This window comes from Streptomyces marokkonensis (genome assembly GCF_008312835.1).
Classification (GTDB): Bacteria; Actinomycetota; Actinomycetes; order Streptomycetales; family Streptomycetaceae; genus Streptomyces; species Streptomyces marokkonensis_A.
In genome coordinates this window covers 44032-59895 of sequence record NZ_VSKS01000015.1, presented here as the reverse complement: position 1 = coordinate 59895, position 15864 = coordinate 44032, and the positions used below count along the sequence as shown (strand labels likewise).

The following is a 15864-nucleotide window of genomic DNA, read 5'->3' as shown; positions in this document are numbered from 1 at the left end:
GCACCGCAAGATCCGAAAGGAGCCCTCATGGCCTCCGGCACCCTCGCCGACGACATCCGCCTCAAGCTGGGCACCCTCAGCCCCGCCGAGCGGAAGGTCGGGCGGGTGCTCCTGGCCGCCTACCCCGCCGCGGGATTCGAGACCGTCGCCACGATCGCCGAACGCGCCGCCGTCAGCGCGCCCACGGTCCTGCGCTTCGTCGCCCGCCTCGGTTACAGCGGGTTCCCGGAGTTCCAGGCAGCCCTGCGCACCGAACTCGACCAGCGCAACGCCTCGCCACTCTCCCTGTACGAGGAGACGGGAGACGACACCCCCGGCGACGACTCGGCCGCGGGCCTCATGGCCCGCAGCAGCAGGCTGTTCACCACCGCCGTGGCCCAGACCCTGGCCGAGACCCCGCCGCACGACGTCGAGCGGGCCATCGCGCTGCTGTCCGACCGCAAGCGCCGGATCACGCTGGTCGGTGGCCGGTTCACGCACCTGCTCGCCCAGTACCTCGGGCTGCACCTGATGCAGTTGCGGGGCGACGTCCACATCCTGCCCGAACGCGACGTCGAACGGGCCGCCGCCCTGGCCCGGCTCGGCCGCCGGGACGTCCTCGTCGTCTTCGACTACCGCCGCTACGAGAGCGACAAGATGGCCCTCGCCCAGCTCGCGCAGGAGCAGGGCGGCAAGGTCGTCGTCTTCACCGACACCTGGCTCTCGCCCACCAGCGCGCACGCCGAGGTCGTGCTGCCCAGCCAGGTCACCACCCCCTCCCCGTACGACAGCCTCGTGCCCACCCTCGCCGTCGTCGAGACCGTCGTCGCGGGCCTCATCACGGCGCTCGGCGACGAGGCCCACCAGCACATGAGGCACACCGAGGACGTCTCCCGCCGCACCGGGCTGGTGTGACCGGACCTCAGGAGCGCCGCGTCGCGGCGAGGAAGCGCTGCCGGGCGGGAGGTCAGGGGCGGGCGCTGTCGTAGTGCACGCCCGGGCCCCACCTGTCCCGCGCCGCGGACATGCACCATGCGCAGAGGGGACGGCCTCCGGGGCCGTAGCGGTGGGTCTTGCGCCGGCATACGGCGCAGGGGCCGGCCTTGTCCCCGGGGCAGGTAAGGGCGGAGGGGTCCGGCTCGGTGACGGGCGGGGGAGGGGTGGTCATGGCGGGTCCCGTTCTGGGGCGAAAGGTGTGAATCGCCGCGAATGCAGGATATCGACCAGACGGTTCCGGTGTTCGGTCAAGGCGCCGCAGCGGCAGTGAGGGCCTGGCGGCTGGATAAGTCGGTGATGCCGAGCAGGTTGTCGGGCCGGCAGTGCCCGCACGCCTTCAGTCCTGCGGCGAGCAGACGGCGGGCTTCGTCCCGGTCGACGGGGCGGCGCCGCTTGCCGGCCATGTAGCAGTCCCCGGCGTGTACCCGCAGGGGCGGGCGCCGGTCGCCGATGCCGAGTTCGACGATCCATTCCGGCGGCGTCGGCCGGTTGCGGCGCCCGCGGTCCTGTTCGGCCTGCCGCCTGGTGAGGGCGGCGATCTTGGCGTCGATGCGCTGCAGCCACAGGGTGTGCCAGACCCGCAAGGTGTGCAGGCGGTCGAGGTCGGGCGGCAAGTCATCGAACATATTTTTGATTCTAAGCCCATGATCCATCGCTCGCGCACTCGCGTGTTCGATTTTTCGTTCGATAACGTGGGTGATGGAGGTGGCTGTCATGACTACGGAGGCTGTACCGGCGCGTGAGGTACCGACGGTGATGCACGTGCGCTGTCCCGACCGGCTGCCGGAGCCGACGTACCGGCAGGTGCTGGAGGAGCTCACCGAGCTGTCACCCGTGGTGCAGGCGCTGCCGCCGTCGGCTGCCCTGGTGGAGCTGAAGGGCGCCCTGCGCTACCACGGCCCGGACACCCTGCGGCTGGGGGAGATGCTGCGGGTCCGCACGATCTCCCGGCTCGGTGTCGACGTCCGTGTCGGGATCGGGCCCACGGTCACGGTCGCGGCCACCGCGTCCGCCCAGGTGCCCGGGCCCGGCGGTGTCCTGGCCGTCCCGCCCGGCCGGGCAGCCGACTGGCTCGCCCCGCTGCCGGTCCGGGCCCTGCACGGCATCGGCCCGCGCCAGGCCGAAACCCTGCACGAGTACGGCATCCACACCGTCGGCCTGCTCGCCGCAGTCTCCCCGGCCACCGTGCAGCGCCTGCTCGGAGGCCAGGCCGGCCGGACGGCTGCCGACAGGGCCCGCGGCATCGACCCACGTCCCGTCGTCCCCCGCGCCCTTCCCGCCTCGGCGACCGTCCGCTGCGCCTTCGACCGCCACACCCTGGACGGCGCCGCAGTCCGCGCAGCCCTCCTCGACCTCGTGGTCCAGCTCGGGCGGCTGCTGCGCCGCCGCGGCCAGACCGCCCGCGCCCTGACCCTCACCCTGCGCTTCGCCGGCGGCGCCGGCTGGGAGAAGACCCGCCGCCTGACCGAGCCGTCCGCGCACGACGACGATCTGCGCACCCTCGCCTACCGGCTGATGGATGCCGCCGGCCTGCAGCGCGGCCGCCTCACCGGCATGGCCCTGAAGGGCGAGGACCTCGCCGACGCCGACCGGGTCGCCCAGCAGATCAGCCTGGACACCGCCCGCGAGGCCCGCCTGGTCGCCGAGGCGGCCATGGACCGCATCCGCGACAAGTTCGGGCCCGGCGTCATCGGCCCGGCCGCGACACGTCGCGCGTCGTGAACCCGGCATCCTCGCTTCGGCCGCCGGCAGGAAAGATGCCGGTAGGGTGGCCGTTGTGGAAGCGGGGGCAGAAAACGAGATGGTCGCGATCCCGTCGGGACAGGTGACGCTGTCGGACCGGCGGACGCAGAAGAGCTGGCCGGTCGAGGTCGCGCCGTTCCGGATGTCGGCGTGCCCGGTCACGCAGTCCTGGTACGCGCGAGTCACCGGCCGACGGCCGAGTGGCACCCGAGGGGACAGGCTGCCGGTCGAGGGCGTTTCGTGGTGGGACGCGGTCCGGTTCTGCAACGCCTTGTCCCGACGCGAGGGGCTGGCGCCCGCCTATCACCTGAGCGGCGACCCCGAGACGGCCGAATGGGACACCTCCGCAGACGGGTACCGGTTGCCGACCGAGGCCGAATGGGAGCACGCCTGCCGTGCGGGTACGACTGGCCCGCGGTACGGCCTGCTCGACGACATCGCCTGGTACCAAGGAAATTCGGAGGGACGCATCCACTCCGTCGGCGGTCGGCAGCCCAACGCATGGGGCATGTACGACATGCTGGGCAACGTGTGGGACTGGTGCTGGGACGTCTACGACGCCGAGGTGTACGGCACCTACCGGGTGCTCCGCGGTGGTGGATGGGCCGACGAGCACTGGAGTTGCCGGGCGTCGGTACGGCGGCGCAGCCACCCGACCTTCCGGATCGACGACGTGGGATTCCGCGTCGCGCGCTCCACACACTGACGCCCCAACGGAGCCGAGGGAACTCGACTCGCGTTCACACGGGTGCGGTTTCCCGCAGGGTGTGGGGTGCGGGAAACCGCACCCGACTGGACGGCCATCCTCATACCACCGTTGACCTGTGATTCCTAGCTTGGTGGGAAGTCCCGGCGCCTGCCCGGACGACCGGCCCGTCAGCTTGGAGACCCACATGCACCTCACGTCCTCGGCCCTCGCTCAGGAACCCGCCGACGGCATCGCGGGCTGGGCCGCCGACCTCGTCGAGACCATGGGCGGTCCCGGTGCCGGCCTGGCCATCGCGCTGGAGAACCTCTTCCCGCCCGTGCCCAGCGAGGTGATCCTTCCGCTGGCCGGGTTCGCCGCCGCACAGGGGGTTCTGACCCTGGCCTCGGCGCTGTTCTGGACGACGATCGGTTCGGTTGCGGGAGCCGTGCTCCTCTACGGAATCGGCATGCTCTTCGGCCGCGAACGCATGTACGCGATCTGGGCGAAACTGCCGCTGGTGAAGGTATCCGACCTGGAACGCACGGAGGCCTGGTTCGCGAGGCACGGCACCAAAGCGGTCTTCCTCGGCCGCATGGTGCCGCTCTTCCGTAGCCTCATCTCCGTCCCCGCGGGGCTGGAGCGCATGCCTCTGCCCGTGTTCGTCCTGCTGACCACACTCGGCAGCCTGATCTGGAACACCGTTCTGGTGATGGCCGGCTACTGGCTGGGCGACCAGTGGGAAGTGGTGGACACCTACGTCGGTATCGTCTCCAGAGCAGTGCTGGTTCTGGTCGTCCTCGCCGTGGTGACGTACCTGGCCGTGCGGCTGCGCGGCCGCAACCCGGCTCGGCACCGCCGCACTTCATGACCCGCCGCAGCCGACTCCGCACAGCGGTTCCGTCCGGCGCACGGTCCGGGCGACCTCGCCCCGGCTCACCGTCCGTACTAGGATCACTCCTCGTGCAGGAGGATCCCGCGGGCATCACCGCCCCTCACCTGCCGAGGCCGGCGGGTCAGCAAGACCCCGGCGAGGGCGACGCCACAGAGGTCCTTCCAGCCTCCCGGACGCGCCGGTGCGCCGGCACGTTCCTCGGCTGCGCCACGGCCCTGCTGGGTTCCCTCTACTTCCTGGTCGCCGGCACCGTCCTCGGCCCGTTCCTGCTGTGGCCGCTCACCCGCACCAGCGCCCTCAGGATTCTCATGACCGGAGCGCGCCGGCTGACGACCCTGGAACGGTCCCGCCGTGCTGTCTTCTTCGGCGACCGCTTCCCCGAGCACTACGAGGCTTCCGACCGGAAGATCCTCCGCTACCTGGCGGTCCGCAGTTACACGGGGCTGCTGGGCGGTGTCGTGATCGGACTTCTGGGCTTCGGCATCGTCCTGGCAGGGCTGCTCGTCAGGGGGATGACCCAGGGAACGCTGCACTGGGAGGAGTTGCTCATGCAGGTGCTCCTCGGCAGTGTGCTCCTCTTCCTCGACGTCCAGGGGCTCCACTCACTGGCCACCCTGGACGCGCGGACAGCCCGTGAGTGCTTCGGGCCTTCCGAACGGGAGCTGCTGCGGCGGCGCATCCGTCAATTGGCCACCAGCCGGGCAGCGGTCGTACAGGCGGTGGACACCGAACGCCGGCGCATCGAGCGGGACTTGCACGACGGGATCCAGCAGCGCCTGGTGGCGCTGGGTATGCTGCTCGGCCGGATACGCCGAGGACGCGATCCCGAGCGCGCGGACGCCCTGCTGCGTCAGGCACACCAGGAGTCCCAGGACATCCTCGCGGAACTACGAGAGGTGACCTGGCGGATCTATCCCTCGGCATTGGACGGTCTGGGGCTCGAGGAGGCGCTGGGCGGAGTGTCGGAGCGGTGCGGCATCCCCGTCCGGACCGAGTTCGACGTCAGTGAGGAACTGCCTCAACCGGTGGAGACCGCCGCGTACTTCGTCGTGTCGGAGGCCGTGACCAACGCGGCCAAACACTCCCGTGCAACGGCCGTCTCGGTGCGGGTGGTGCTCCGTGGCAGGGTGCTCGCGGTGCAGGTCCGGGACAACGGCGAGGGTGGCGCGGACCCCGCAGGCAGCGGGCTGAGCGGACTCCGCAGCCGGACGGCCGCGCTCGACGGCGTCCTGCGCGTCGACAGCCCCGCAGGGGGACCCACCACCATCACCGCGGAACTGCCATGCGCCTGATGATCGCTGAAGACTCGACCCTGTTGCGTGAAGGGCTGGTCCGGCTCCTCATCGAGGAGGGACACCAGGTGCTGGGCGCGTTCGGTGACGCCGAGGCCGTGCTGGCGGAGATGACGATGCGGCGGCCCGACGTCGTCGTGCTCGACATCCGGATGCCTCCCACGCACACCGACGAAGGGCTGCGCGCGGCGTTGGAGGTACGAGAACGGTGGCCGGAGGTCGGCGTGCTGGTGCTGTCCCAGCACATCGAACGCAACTATGCGGCGCAGTTGCTGGCCTCCAGCGCGGAACGGGTGGGGTATCTCCTCAAGGACCGCGTCGCACAGGTCGAGGAGTTCCTGGATGCGTTGGAACGCGTTCAGGCAGGCGGCGCTGCCATCGATCCCGAGGTCGTGCGGCAGCTGGTCATCCGCACAACCCACGGAGATCCGCTGAGCCGCCTCACACCCCGCGAACGCAGTGTCCTGGAAGCCCTGGCCCAGGGGCACACGAACACGGCGATCGCGCAGAAGCTGCACATCTCCCTGAGCTCGGTGGAGAAGAACCTCAACGCGATCTTCGACAAGCTCGACCTGTCGCACACCACCGGTTACAGCCGACGGATGCTGGCGGTCCTGAGGTACCTGGAGTCGTAGGGTCGACCTGCGACCGGGCCGTGGCCACGAGATACGGCAAGCCGGCGGTCCGCCACGGGGCAACCGCGCCGATCGCGGCCATCAGCGAGTGGCTGTGACCACACGCTCGTACCGGTCTCTCGTTAACCCTTTGCCGAGGAACCGGTGGGCCGGTTAGATTCCCCCAGCCGTCCGCGTAGTTCCGGACCGGCGCTGTCGACGAGGAGGTGTGGAGCACATGCGCAGGAGTGCCCGGCAGACGAGCCCGCGTACTGACCTTTGCCGCCACCTCACGACGGAGACACCTTGTCGCTTCGCATCACCCCACTGACCGACCTCGCTCACGGACCGCACAGCCGGCGGCTTGCATGGCTGGCGTCCGACGCCGATTCCATCCCTCTCGGGACGTCCTTTCTGCGGCTGCTCACCGATCCTGGACAGGAGCACCTGGCCGAACTGACTCTCCGCGTCCATCCCGCGGAGCGACGCAAGCGCGTCGGTTCCCGGCTCCTCGACGCCGCCGTGGCCGCCGCCCGGGGCAATGGCCGACGCTGCGTCACAGCGCAGGCAGAGGCCGGATCACCCGGTGACCACTTCCTGGCGGCGCGCGGTTTTCGCAAGGTCCTCACCCTGAGGTTCTCCCGCTTGCCACTGGCCGATGTGGACACCGGCGCCCTCGTCGGGATCATTGAGCGTCCGCACCCCGGCTACCGGCTTGTGTCATGGCGGGGAGCCGTCCCCGACGGCCTCGCGCAGACGTTCGCGGCCTCACGGCACGCCATGGACGACATGCCCATGGATGACGCCGAATACGGCTCCGTGACCTGGGACGTGGACCGCGTCCGGGCCGCGGCGAAGGCCGTCGAACAGCGCGGGGACCATGTGCACACCGTGGTCGCCATCGATGCCTCCGACGGCTCGATCGCCGGGTTCACCGAACTCGTCATCCCCGGCGACGGCACAGGCGATGGCCAGCACTACGGCACCGGCGTTCTGCCCGAGCACCGTGGACACGGCCTCGGCCGATGGATGAAGGCCGAGTCGATCCGGCAGACCCGTGAGCGCTATCCGGGCCTCGGTGGCCTTCTGACCGACACCGCCGACAGCAACACGCGCATGAGACAGATCAACGACAGTCTCGGCTACACACCCACGCACACGACACACCAGCACCAGCTCGACCTCTAGCGGCGCACGGACGGGCTGGACCTGGACATCAGCTCGTCGTGGGGCGGAGGCAGAACCGGCCGGATCGGCATCTGCCTCGCCCTTGCCAACGACCGCAGGGGCCCCTGGCCGGCCGGCGCCCTTCTCCGGCCGCGCCTGAGCCGCACTTGATGCGGTAGATGTGAACGCGACGCCAGAGCGCGTACGGAAAACTCCCGTGCGCCGTTTCGTACGGTCCTGCGATCATTCCCGAATGGCGCACGATCTCGAACCACTGGTCATCCGGCACACCCACCGCATTCCCTTCCCCAAGGGCTCCGCCGGAGAAGGCGCCGCCACCGCAAGGCAGTTCGACGCGGCGCTGACATCCGTGGGCTTCAAGCTCTCGGTGGAGCTGCTGGAGCACTTGTCCGGACTGTCCGAGGCCGCGGTCCTGCGCACCGCCGAGCGGACGCTGCGCATCGTGAGCGAGATGGTGGGCGACCACGTCCGGCACAACTCGTACTTCATCGACTTCCCGGCGAACGTGCCGGACACCGAGGAGTTCTGGATGCGGTGTGTCGTGAAGGCCCTCGGTGACGACACGTCGCGGGACAACGTACTGACCCAGTTGGCGCGCGGAGTGCTGAACCTGCTCAGTCTCCCCACGTACGGCCGCTATCAGCACACCTATGAGGAGATGCTCGCCGCGCAGGACGAGCTGATCGCCTCGGCGAGTGACCGGGTGACCGTCCTGCACCTCGGGCGGGACCTGGACGACGAAGTCACGGACCTGTACCTGGCCTTGGCGGGTAGTACGACGCCACTGGGCGAAGATCACCTGAGCGACCTCGAGACCCTCGCCGAGCGGTGCGCGCTCGGCCCTCAGCCGGACTCGATCCCGGTCAGGGAGAACCGTGCGGTCGTCAACAAGGCCCGTCTCGCTGTCGGCGCGGACCTCCTGCTGGACACGGTCGTCGATGTGCTGCGGCTGGCCTGTGCGTTCTCGGGCGGCGACGTGACGCTGCAGGAGCCGACCCGGTTTCGGGCTCTTCCGCGGCCGGTCCGCCGTGCGCTGCTCGCGGGCCTCGATGCCGTGGTCGCGGCGAACCCCGCCAAGCTGGCCGATGTACAGGCGTACCGCGAACCCTTCAAGCGACTCGGGGAGCGTCTCCACCCGCACGAGTACCCGCGCTGGCCGCACGCGGCCGACGTGTTCGCCGTGGCCCGGGGCGAGAAGGACGCGCGGTCCTTCGACAGCCGCGTCGAGAGGCTGCTCGACGCGTCCGACGTCCTCGGTGCCGTGCGGCTGCTGGAATCCGCTCCCGGCAAGCTGTTCCGCGCCCTGGATCTCCTGCTGCGCGTCGCCGCCGGTCAGGAGGAGCGGGACGCGGTCGTGGCCGCCGCGATCCGGGTCGCCCCCGAGGTCTCCGGCCGGGTCGTGCTCTCGGTCCGCGAGCACTTCCAGAACCGGGAGGGGGAGAGCGACAAACCCCGCGTCTTCGTCAACCGACGGGGCGGCCTCTGGGTCGCGTCAGACGTCCGGCCGCCGGTTCCCGCCACCGACCGCGACCGGCTGATCGCCGCCCTCGACGCCGAGATACGCCGGAGACTCCCCGCGCCGGCTCGGCTGCTCCTCGATCCCGATGTCCTCGATGTGGCGCTCCCGCTCAGCGGCAGGGCGTCCGCGGCCGGGCTGGGCGTACTGCCGCGAGGTTCTCTCTCGCCTGTCGACGGTGAGCAGTTGCGCTTCTTCGTGTACTGGAAGGAGACCGAGAGGCGGACCGACTACGATCTCTCGGCGCTGCTTCTCCGCTCCGACTACAGCACCGACTCCTGGCTCTCCTACACGTCCCTCACGGCTGTCGGGGGCGAGCACTCGGGCGATGTCACCGAGGCGCCGGACGGGGCCTCGGAATTCATCAACCTGTCCCTGGACCGGGTACGAAGCCCAGTGATCGTTCCGCAGGTCAACATCTACGCCGGCGAGAGCTTCGAGGAGGTCGAGGAGTCGTTCTTCGGTTTCATGCTGCGTGACGGCGAGCAGAAGGGCAGGCCGTTCGAACCGCGCACGGTGCGTATGAAATCGGAGCTCCGCGGGGCGGGCCGAGTGGCGCTGCCCCTGGTGTTCCGGCGCGAGGAGGACGGCCGGTGGCGCGCGAAGTGGCTGCACCTCCATCTGAAGGGCATCTCGTCGGCCAACCGCGTCGAGGAGAACCAGATATCGGTGTCGAAGGTGGTGCGCGCCGTCGTGGAGCGCGAGTACCTGACGGTGCGGTACCTGATCGGCCTGATGTCCGTCCGCACCACGGCCGTGGAGCTGTGGGACGGCGAGCGGGTCCCGGACGAGCCCGTGACGTACATCGGTCTCGAACGTCCCGAGGGCCTGCATCCGGACTCCCGGGTCATCACCCTCGATAATGCACGCGACTTGATCCCGGGCTGAGTGCTAGCGTTGACCACGGCGAGGCCATGAAAGGGCTTCCTTCTCATTCCTCTTCCGAAACAAGTTCTTTCGCTTTCCTCGCCGTCGACGTCGCCCCGGGCGGCGCCCGCGCTCACCACGCGGGCGCCGCCCGAGCCGCTTTCAGGGCCCTGCGCGGCCGGTGCGCCCCCTGCGGCCTGCCTGATCGCTCGTCAGCTGGTGCGGTTGTAGATCGCGGTGCCGGGGCAGGCCGTGTAGCCGAGACGGGTGCCGCAGCCGGAGTACTGGCTGGAGCCGTTCCACCATGTCCAGCCGCCGATGGTGCGGCCGTTCAACCAGGTGTACTGACCGGCATAGTTGGCGTCGTACGTGCGCAGGCTCCAGTGCACGTGGGCCCCGGTCGCGGAACCGCCGGCACAGGTGTCGGTACCGATGGTGCCGAGCAGGGCACTGCTGGAGATCGCCGTCCCGTTGTAGTAGGTCGCGTTCACCATGTGGTAGTAGTCCGTGGAGAAGCCACCGGGGTGGATCACCCGGGTCCAGCCGCCGCCGGGGCCGCACATCGAGGTCGCCGTGCCCTCGCGGGACGAACGGACCCGCCCGCTGGCGTTGCCACCGGCGAAGTCGAGGGCGCTCCAGTAACCGGTCGCGCCGTCGTGGGAGTGCGCCCCACCGGTCAGGGTCATGTAGTAGTCGGGCATCCAGGGCAGCAGCAGCCCGTTGGTGTTGGCCTGGGCGCCGGCCGGTGACACCTGCGTCTCGGGTGTCGCCTTGTGCTCGGCGTACGCCGTCATGGTCCGCCGTTCCGCCTTGCCGACCAGCGGGGACCGGGCCACGTGGTCGGCGAACTCGCGGTCGCCTTCGAGGCCCGAGATCCATTGCCCGTCCTTGCGGTGGGCGATGTAGAGCCAGCCCTCCGGCTCGCCGTGCTGCGCGCGCGACGCCTCGACGTAGGCGACGCCACGGGCCCAGTCGCGTGACACGGTGCGCACGTCGACGACCACCTCGCGGCCCTCGTCGGCGAGCTCGGCGACGGCTGTCCCGGGGTCGAGTCCCTTGGCGTCGTGGGACCGGGAGAGGACGTCCGTGGAGACGGCGTCGACCAGTGCCTCGCGGCCGGTGCCGAGACGGTCGGCGACGGCGTCGGACATCTTCGCGGTGACGTCGGGGGACGGCGACCTGTCGGCGGCTACCGGAGTCGTGGACGAGTCCCGGTCGGCCGCCGGCGCCGAGGGCGCGGCGGCGAGCAGACCGGTGAGGGCAAGGGCGGTGACGGTGGTTCTCATGGACAGTGCGGACAGCATGGGCGGTATTCCTTCCGTGAGGGAGAAGGCTGCCGGTCGGGCGGAGGGCGGAGCCTGGAGCGGAACGGCGTCAGAGTCCGCAGCCGGGACCCGGCCGGAACAGTCACCGGGATCAGCGGCCACAGCCGGCCGCGGACCCGAACCGGGTGCTCCGGGGTTCGAGGTGGAGGGGACGCCGTGTCCGGGGTCCCGGCGTGGTGGGCGAAATGACCAAGCGAGTGCGGCCCGACGCCGGGGCCGGCGGCCCCACCACGGGTGACGGCTCGACGCGGTGCCCCGATCGCATGGGGGGACCAGGTGGCAAGGATGGGGACATGCGGTCTCTGCATCCACCTGACCCCGCTGTTTGACGTGTACCTGCCTGAGTCTGCTGTCGCTCGTCAACGCGTGTCAACCAGCGCAAGGCGTCGTCATTCGTCGGCCCAATGACGATGGAGCGGACGCCCTGGGGAGCCTCCCGTAAAGGCCCCTGCCCGTCCGCGTGAGCGGGCAGGCCGCGCGGTCAGCCGGCAGACGTCGGGCGACGCGGGGGCGGTACGGCCCGCAGCAGCTCCCACAGGGGACGTGAGCTGGACGCCCACACAGCCAGGGTCCGCCGGTCCACGACATGGAGCCGCTGCTCCTCGGCGAAGGTCACGGCCGGGCCCGTGACCCGGCCGTTCGTCACGATCACCGCGACGTCCGCCCCGTGAACCTGCCGAGCCGTTCCGTTGAGCACCTGAAGCTCGGGCGTACCCACCGCCGCGCCCCTGGCACCGTCACGGCGGTGCTTGCACTGGATCACCCAGCGCCGCCCGAACGGATCCGTGGCCGTGACGTCCGCGCCCAGGTCACCTCTCCCACCGACCCGCCGGGCATCCTGACAGCCGTCCCGGCGCATCAGGTCCCGCACCGCGTCCTCGAACCGGGTGTGGTGCAGCGCGTCCAGCTGCGGCAGCCCGAACCGCAGACCCCGGGCCCGCACGGCCTCCCAGCGCGCCTGCTGCCGCCGGTTGTGGAACCGGCCGGCGCCCACCAGCGCGGCGAGCGCCAGGAGCACGATGAGCACCCACCCATGCGCCAACAGCCAGTTGACCACCATCACCGCCAGGCCGATGGCGGCGGTGGCCACCACGGCGAAGCCGATCAGCTGGGCATCCCGCTGCTGCTTCCTGCCGGTCCGTCGCGTACGCCGCCGTGCCGGCGGCCGCCGCCGGGTCACGTCCCGTCCCGACGCGGCCCCGGACCCCGCTGGGCATGCCCGCGCACCGGTGGCCTGTCAGCGCGTGCGTACGACCGAACCCAAGGCATACGGGCCTCCCCTGGCAGCCACTCCCCGACAACCGCCATGATGACAGGGGCCACTGACAACGCGTCAGGCCTTCATCACCTGAAGTGATCAATGGACGTGTGAAGCGCGACGGTCACTGCCCCGTCGTCCTCCGCAGGGCGATCGCCGTGAGCAGAATGCCCCGGCGGGAGAGCCACCGGCCGTTGAACCCGTCGACGCGTTCCCCGTCGAGGACGGGACCCGGGACGAGCAGGCGCGCGGAGAAGGTCCCGGAGCCGGGGTCGATGCGGATGTCCGCCTCGGTGAAGTCCAGTTCGCGCGCGGCGAGCGGGAACCAGGTTTTGAACACCGTCTCCTTGGCGCTGAACAACAAACGGTCCCAGCAGACGTCGGGGGAGGACCGCGTCAGCGCGTGCACCCGCGCGCGCTCCTGAGGCAGCGAGACGAACTCCAGCAGGTCCTGTGTCAGAGGACGGTTGGGTTCGGCGTCGATGCCGAGCCCTGCGAACGCAGAGGAGCGGCCCACGGCGGCGGCCCGGAACCCGGGACAGTGGGTCAAGCTGCCGACGATGTCATCGGGCCACAGCGGTTCACCGCGTGGGCCCGACAGCACAGGTACCGGCGGCACGCCCAGTTCGCGCATGGCGCGGCGCGCGCACATGCGGACGTTCGCGTATTCGCGTCGGCGCTTCGGCCGGGCGCTCGCGACGGCGGCGGCTTCTTGCGGGTACAGGGCGGCCAGCGCCGCGTCGTGGTCGACGAACGTGCTGCCCGTGGCGACGGGCGAAGGCAATATCTCATCGATCACGACGACACCCCGTGTTCACGCGCCGCGCTCACAGCGGTCGGGGCCCTGGTGTTCGCGCGGTACCACCTGATCCCGTCCCTTCTCCGCGGCGTACGTCCGCGCTCCCCGGCCCGGCCGACGAACTCGTCCGCCCGGTGCGTCGCGGGGAGTCGCCAGGGCGCCCGGCTCGCCGCCGCCCGTCCGCTGCACCCCGGGTGGGGAGCGTGACCGCGACGTGGTGCCGCCGCGGTCACGCTCCCGTACGGCAACGGCCACCGGCCGGGAGCGTCAGCACCAGGAGCGAGCCGACCACAGGTCGTGCCGGCCGAGGCACACAGCCCTCGACGCCGGACTCCCTCACGCGGGCGACCCGGTGGGGAGTCAGCCCCGTTCGGCACCGAGCGACACCGGCAGAGACCTCAGCCCGCGCAGCGCCGTTCCCGGCTGCCAACGGAGGACGGCCGGGTCGGCCGCCAGCCGCAGGTGCGGGAACCGGTCGATGAGCTGGTCGAAGGCTATCTGTGCCTCCAGCCGGGCCAACTGCGCTCCGACGCAGTAGTGGATACCGTGTCCGAAGGACAGGCCGGGGCCCGCCTGACGATGGATGTCCAGGCTGCTTGCGTCCGGGAACTGGGACCCGTCCCGGTTGGCCGACGTGAGAGCGACCACCACCAGCTCGCCCTCCGGTATGACCACCCCGCCGACCTCGAGGGGCTCGGTCGTGAAGCGGAGCGAGGACGTGTTGACCGGGCTCTCGTAGCGGAGAAGCTCGTCGACCGCCCCGGCCATCAAGGAGCGGTCCGCGCGCAGAGCGGAGAGCTGCTCGGGGTGGCGCAGCAGCGCGTACATACCGTTGCCGATGAGATTGACCGTCGTCTCGTTGCCTGCGACCAGCAGCAGGAACGCCATCGACACCAGTTCCTGGGTGTTCAGCTTGCCGTCGTCACTGGAGCGCACCAGACCGGTGAGCACGTCGTCCGACGGTGTGGACCGCTTGCTCTCGATCAACTCGTGCAGGTACCCGAGCAGTGCCGTCGTGGCCTGTGCCATGCTCTCCGGATCACCGCCGGAGAGCTGGGTGGGGACCCAGCCCTTGAAACGCTCCTGGTCGTCGGCCGGGACACCCAGCAACTCGCAGATCACCGCCATGGGCAGCGGGTAGGCGAGGGCGGCCATCAGGTCCACCTCGTCCCGGCCCTCCATCGCATCCAGCAGTTCGGTGGTGATCTTCTCGATCCGGGGGCCCAGTTTCTCCACCGCTCGTTGCGTGAACACCTTGTTGACCTGCTTGCGCAGCCGGGTGTGGTCCGGCGGGTCGGCGTTCATCATGTGCGCGGCCAGCTCGCTGGCGAACACCATGCCGGTCTCACCGTCGGTGTGCCGCTGGATGACCTTCTGGCCGGCCTCGATGTTCTTGGACAGCCGGTTGTCGGTCAGCACGGACTTCGCGTCGTCGAAGCGCGTGACGAGCCAGACCTTGGTCCCGCCCGGCGCGATGATCTCGCGGACCGGTGCCTCGGAGCGGAGCACGTCGTACAACGCGTGCGGATCGTGCTCGAACTCCTTCTCGTCGATCTGGAGCGGAGCCGCGCCGCCGTGGCCGCTGGACATGCTTCCTCCCGTGTGTCAACTGAAACTCAACGACGAATTCGGTACGCGAACATGAACGGGTCCTGCGAGGAGCCGGTGCGGGCAGTCGATCACTGAACGCCTGGATCTGCAAGGAATCCGCGGCGAGTGGAGCCGGCCTCGCTCTTACACGTGAGATGTGCTCCGGTGAGCGGCCGGGAAAACCTGAAACGCCTGAGGCCCGCATCAACGGGCGCTTGTCGAGGTTACTGCGCGTGGGAACGAGACAAGGCGTGTTTCGAGCATGAACAAGGCTTGCGGCCGCCACCATACACGGCCTTTCAGGCTTTCGGGCCGTCGGCCGGTGGGTCGATGGTGCCTGCCGCCGCGTTCTGGGTGATCCGGCTCCGAACCTCTGCCTGCCGATTTCCGGCCATCCAGCCGCTCTGGCGCGATTACCCGCACCGGCCGGCCGGAACCGCTCCGCAGCTGTGGGTGCCCGCTCTCCTTCCGGTGCCGCGTCGCAGGCTCGTCCGCCACTCGCCCGACCAGCGAGAAGGCCCCGCGGGGACGACCGCCCGAGCGGATTTCGCGACCGTGCGGCAAGCGCCCGGCCGGTCGGCAAACCTGCACGTCTCACATTGGCTGGATAGTTTATCGGGGCCTGAGCGGCGTTGACCGGTGAACAGGTGCGTGTTAGTTTCCTCCGGCGATATGCGCTCATGATTGTTTCACTTGGGGGACTGGGAATTGACGGACGTACTGCAGGAACGGCACGGGGTGCAGGTATTGATGTGCGATCCGGCGGGGCCCACCGTGGTCACCGAGCAGGATGCACTTGACCTGATCGGCTCGGCATTGTTCGCTGCCGAGATCGTGGCCGTGCCTGTGAACCGCCTTGACGAGAAGTTCTTTTCGCTCGGCACCCGTATTGCTGGCGAAATCATGCAGAAGTTCGTCAACTACCGCATGCGGCTGGCCGTCATCGGTGATATCTCTCGCCATATGGAGGCCAGTTCCGCGCTGCGCGCTCTGGTGCATGAATCCAATGCATCAAGTCATATCTGGTTCCTTCCTGACGTCGAAGCCCTCGATGCGCGCCTGGAGATCACGAGCGCGAAAGGGCGTGCCTAGCGCGCCCGCTCCGAGGGCGAAGCGA

At 69.9% G+C, this 15864-nt stretch carries 14 protein-coding genes; 9 read left to right on the top strand and 5 right to left on the bottom strand.

Annotation, left to right across the window (positions count from 1 at the left end):
• Positions 1-27 precede the first annotated feature (27 nt).
• Positions 28-894, top strand: coding sequence for a MurR/RpiR family transcriptional regulator (locus tag F1615_RS24215; protein ID WP_149551183.1), 867 nt, complete (start codon positions 28-30; stop codon positions 892-894).
• Positions 895-1223: 329 nt separating this feature from the next.
• Here the strand turns inward: F1615_RS24215 and F1615_RS24205 are convergent, their stop codons facing one another.
• Positions 1224-1691, bottom strand: coding sequence for a DUF6233 domain-containing protein (locus F1615_RS24205; protein ID WP_341873456.1), 468 nt, complete (start codon positions 1689-1691; stop codon positions 1224-1226).
• Between F1615_RS24205 and F1615_RS24200 the strand changes: the two genes are divergently transcribed.
• From F1615_RS24200 to F1615_RS24170, 7 genes are all read left to right on the top strand, one after another.
• Complete coding sequence (locus F1615_RS24200; protein ID WP_167533841.1) at positions 1690-2697, top strand: DNA polymerase Y family protein; 1008 nt, start codon at positions 1690-1692, stop codon at positions 2695-2697. The genes F1615_RS24205 and F1615_RS24200 overlap by 2 nt on opposite strands.
• A 79-nt stretch (positions 2698-2776) precedes the next feature.
• Entirely contained in the window at positions 2777-3424 is a 648-nt protein-coding gene (locus F1615_RS24195) for a formylglycine-generating enzyme family protein (RefSeq protein WP_149551180.1), read from the top strand.
• Positions 3425-3611: 187 nt separating this feature from the next.
• Entirely contained in the window at positions 3612-4274 is a 663-nt protein-coding gene (locus F1615_RS24190; protein ID WP_149551179.1) for a DedA family protein, read from the top strand.
• 92 nt (positions 4275-4366) lie between these two features.
• Positions 4367-5590, top strand: a complete 1224-nt coding sequence (locus F1615_RS24185; protein ID WP_244328823.1) for a sensor histidine kinase — start codon at positions 4367-4369, stop codon at positions 5588-5590.
• Complete coding sequence (locus F1615_RS24180; protein ID WP_167533840.1) at positions 5581-6225, top strand: response regulator; 645 nt, start codon at positions 5581-5583, stop codon at positions 6223-6225. The genes F1615_RS24185 and F1615_RS24180 overlap by 10 nt, the downstream gene beginning before the upstream one ends.
• A 285-nt stretch (positions 6226-6510) precedes the next feature.
• Positions 6511-7392: a GNAT family N-acetyltransferase gene (locus F1615_RS24175; RefSeq protein ID WP_149551176.1), complete on the top strand. Its 882-nt coding sequence runs from the start codon at positions 6511-6513 to the stop codon at positions 7390-7392.
• A gap of 232 nt (positions 7393-7624) precedes the next feature.
• Positions 7625-9796, top strand: coding sequence for a hypothetical protein (locus F1615_RS24170; protein WP_149551175.1), 2172 nt, complete (start codon positions 7625-7627; stop codon positions 9794-9796).
• Positions 9797-9987: 191 nt separating this feature from the next.
• Here F1615_RS24170 and F1615_RS24165 read toward each other — a convergent pair whose 3' ends face one another.
• The 4 genes from F1615_RS24165 to F1615_RS24150 all read right to left on the bottom strand — a co-directional run bounded on the left by F1615_RS24165 (position 9988) and on the right by F1615_RS24150 (position 14747).
• Positions 9988-11079 (bottom strand): M23 family metallopeptidase, encoded by a 1092-nt coding sequence (locus tag F1615_RS24165; RefSeq protein ID WP_149551174.1) that lies wholly within the window; start codon positions 11077-11079, stop codon positions 9988-9990.
• A gap of 502 nt (positions 11080-11581) precedes the next feature.
• The gene (locus F1615_RS24160; RefSeq protein WP_149551173.1) at positions 11582-12280 is read right to left on the bottom strand and encodes a restriction endonuclease; all 699 of its coding nucleotides are present in this window, start codon (positions 12278-12280) and stop codon (positions 11582-11584) included.
• 202 nt (positions 12281-12482) lie between these two features.
• Positions 12483-13157 carry a 4'-phosphopantetheinyl transferase family protein gene (locus F1615_RS24155; protein ID WP_149551172.1) on the bottom strand — a complete coding sequence of 225 codons (675 nt, stop codon included), beginning with the start codon at positions 13155-13157 and terminating at the stop codon, positions 12483-12485.
• Positions 13158-13517: 360 nt separating this feature from the next.
• Positions 13518-14747 (bottom strand): cytochrome P450 family protein, encoded by a 1230-nt coding sequence (locus F1615_RS24150; RefSeq protein ID WP_149551171.1) that lies wholly within the window; start codon positions 14745-14747, stop codon positions 13518-13520.
• A 708-nt stretch (positions 14748-15455) separates the two neighbouring features.
• On the opposite strand from F1615_RS24150, the gene F1615_RS24145 reads away from it, so the two are divergent.
• Complete coding sequence (locus tag F1615_RS24145; protein WP_149551170.1) at positions 15456-15839, top strand: DUF4180 domain-containing protein; 384 nt, start codon at positions 15456-15458, stop codon at positions 15837-15839.
• Positions 15840-15864: the final 25 nt, after the last annotated feature.

What these genes read in the sequence shown, in the direction of transcription:
- F1615_RS24195 (WP_149551180.1), top strand. Translation starts at nt 2,777, where the DNA reads ATGGTCGCGATCCCGTCGGGACAGGTGACGCTGTCGGACCGGCGGACG.
- F1615_RS24215 (WP_149551183.1), top strand. Translation starts at nt 28, where the DNA reads ATGGCCTCCGGCACCCTCGCCGACGACATCCGCCTCAAGCTGGGCACC.
- F1615_RS24170 (WP_149551175.1), top strand. Translation starts at nt 7,625, where the DNA reads ATGGCGCACGATCTCGAACCACTGGTCATCCGGCACACCCACCGCATT.
- F1615_RS24150 (WP_149551171.1), bottom strand. Translation starts at nt 14,747, where the DNA reads ATGTCCAGCGGCCACGGCGGCGCGGCTCCGCTCCAGATCGACGAGAAG.
- F1615_RS24200 (WP_167533841.1), top strand. Translation starts at nt 1,690, where the DNA reads ATGACTACGGAGGCTGTACCGGCGCGTGAGGTACCGACGGTGATGCAC.
- F1615_RS24190 (WP_149551179.1), top strand. Translation starts at nt 3,612, where the DNA reads ATGCACCTCACGTCCTCGGCCCTCGCTCAGGAACCCGCCGACGGCATC.
- F1615_RS24205 (WP_341873456.1), bottom strand. Translation starts at nt 1,691, where the DNA reads ATGACAGCCACCTCCATCACCCACGTTATCGAACGAAAAATCGAACAC.
- F1615_RS24180 (WP_167533840.1), top strand. Translation starts at nt 5,581, where the DNA reads ATGCGCCTGATGATCGCTGAAGACTCGACCCTGTTGCGTGAAGGGCTG.
- F1615_RS24165 (WP_149551174.1), bottom strand. Translation starts at nt 11,079, where the DNA reads ATGCTGTCCGCACTGTCCATGAGAACCACCGTCACCGCCCTTGCCCTC.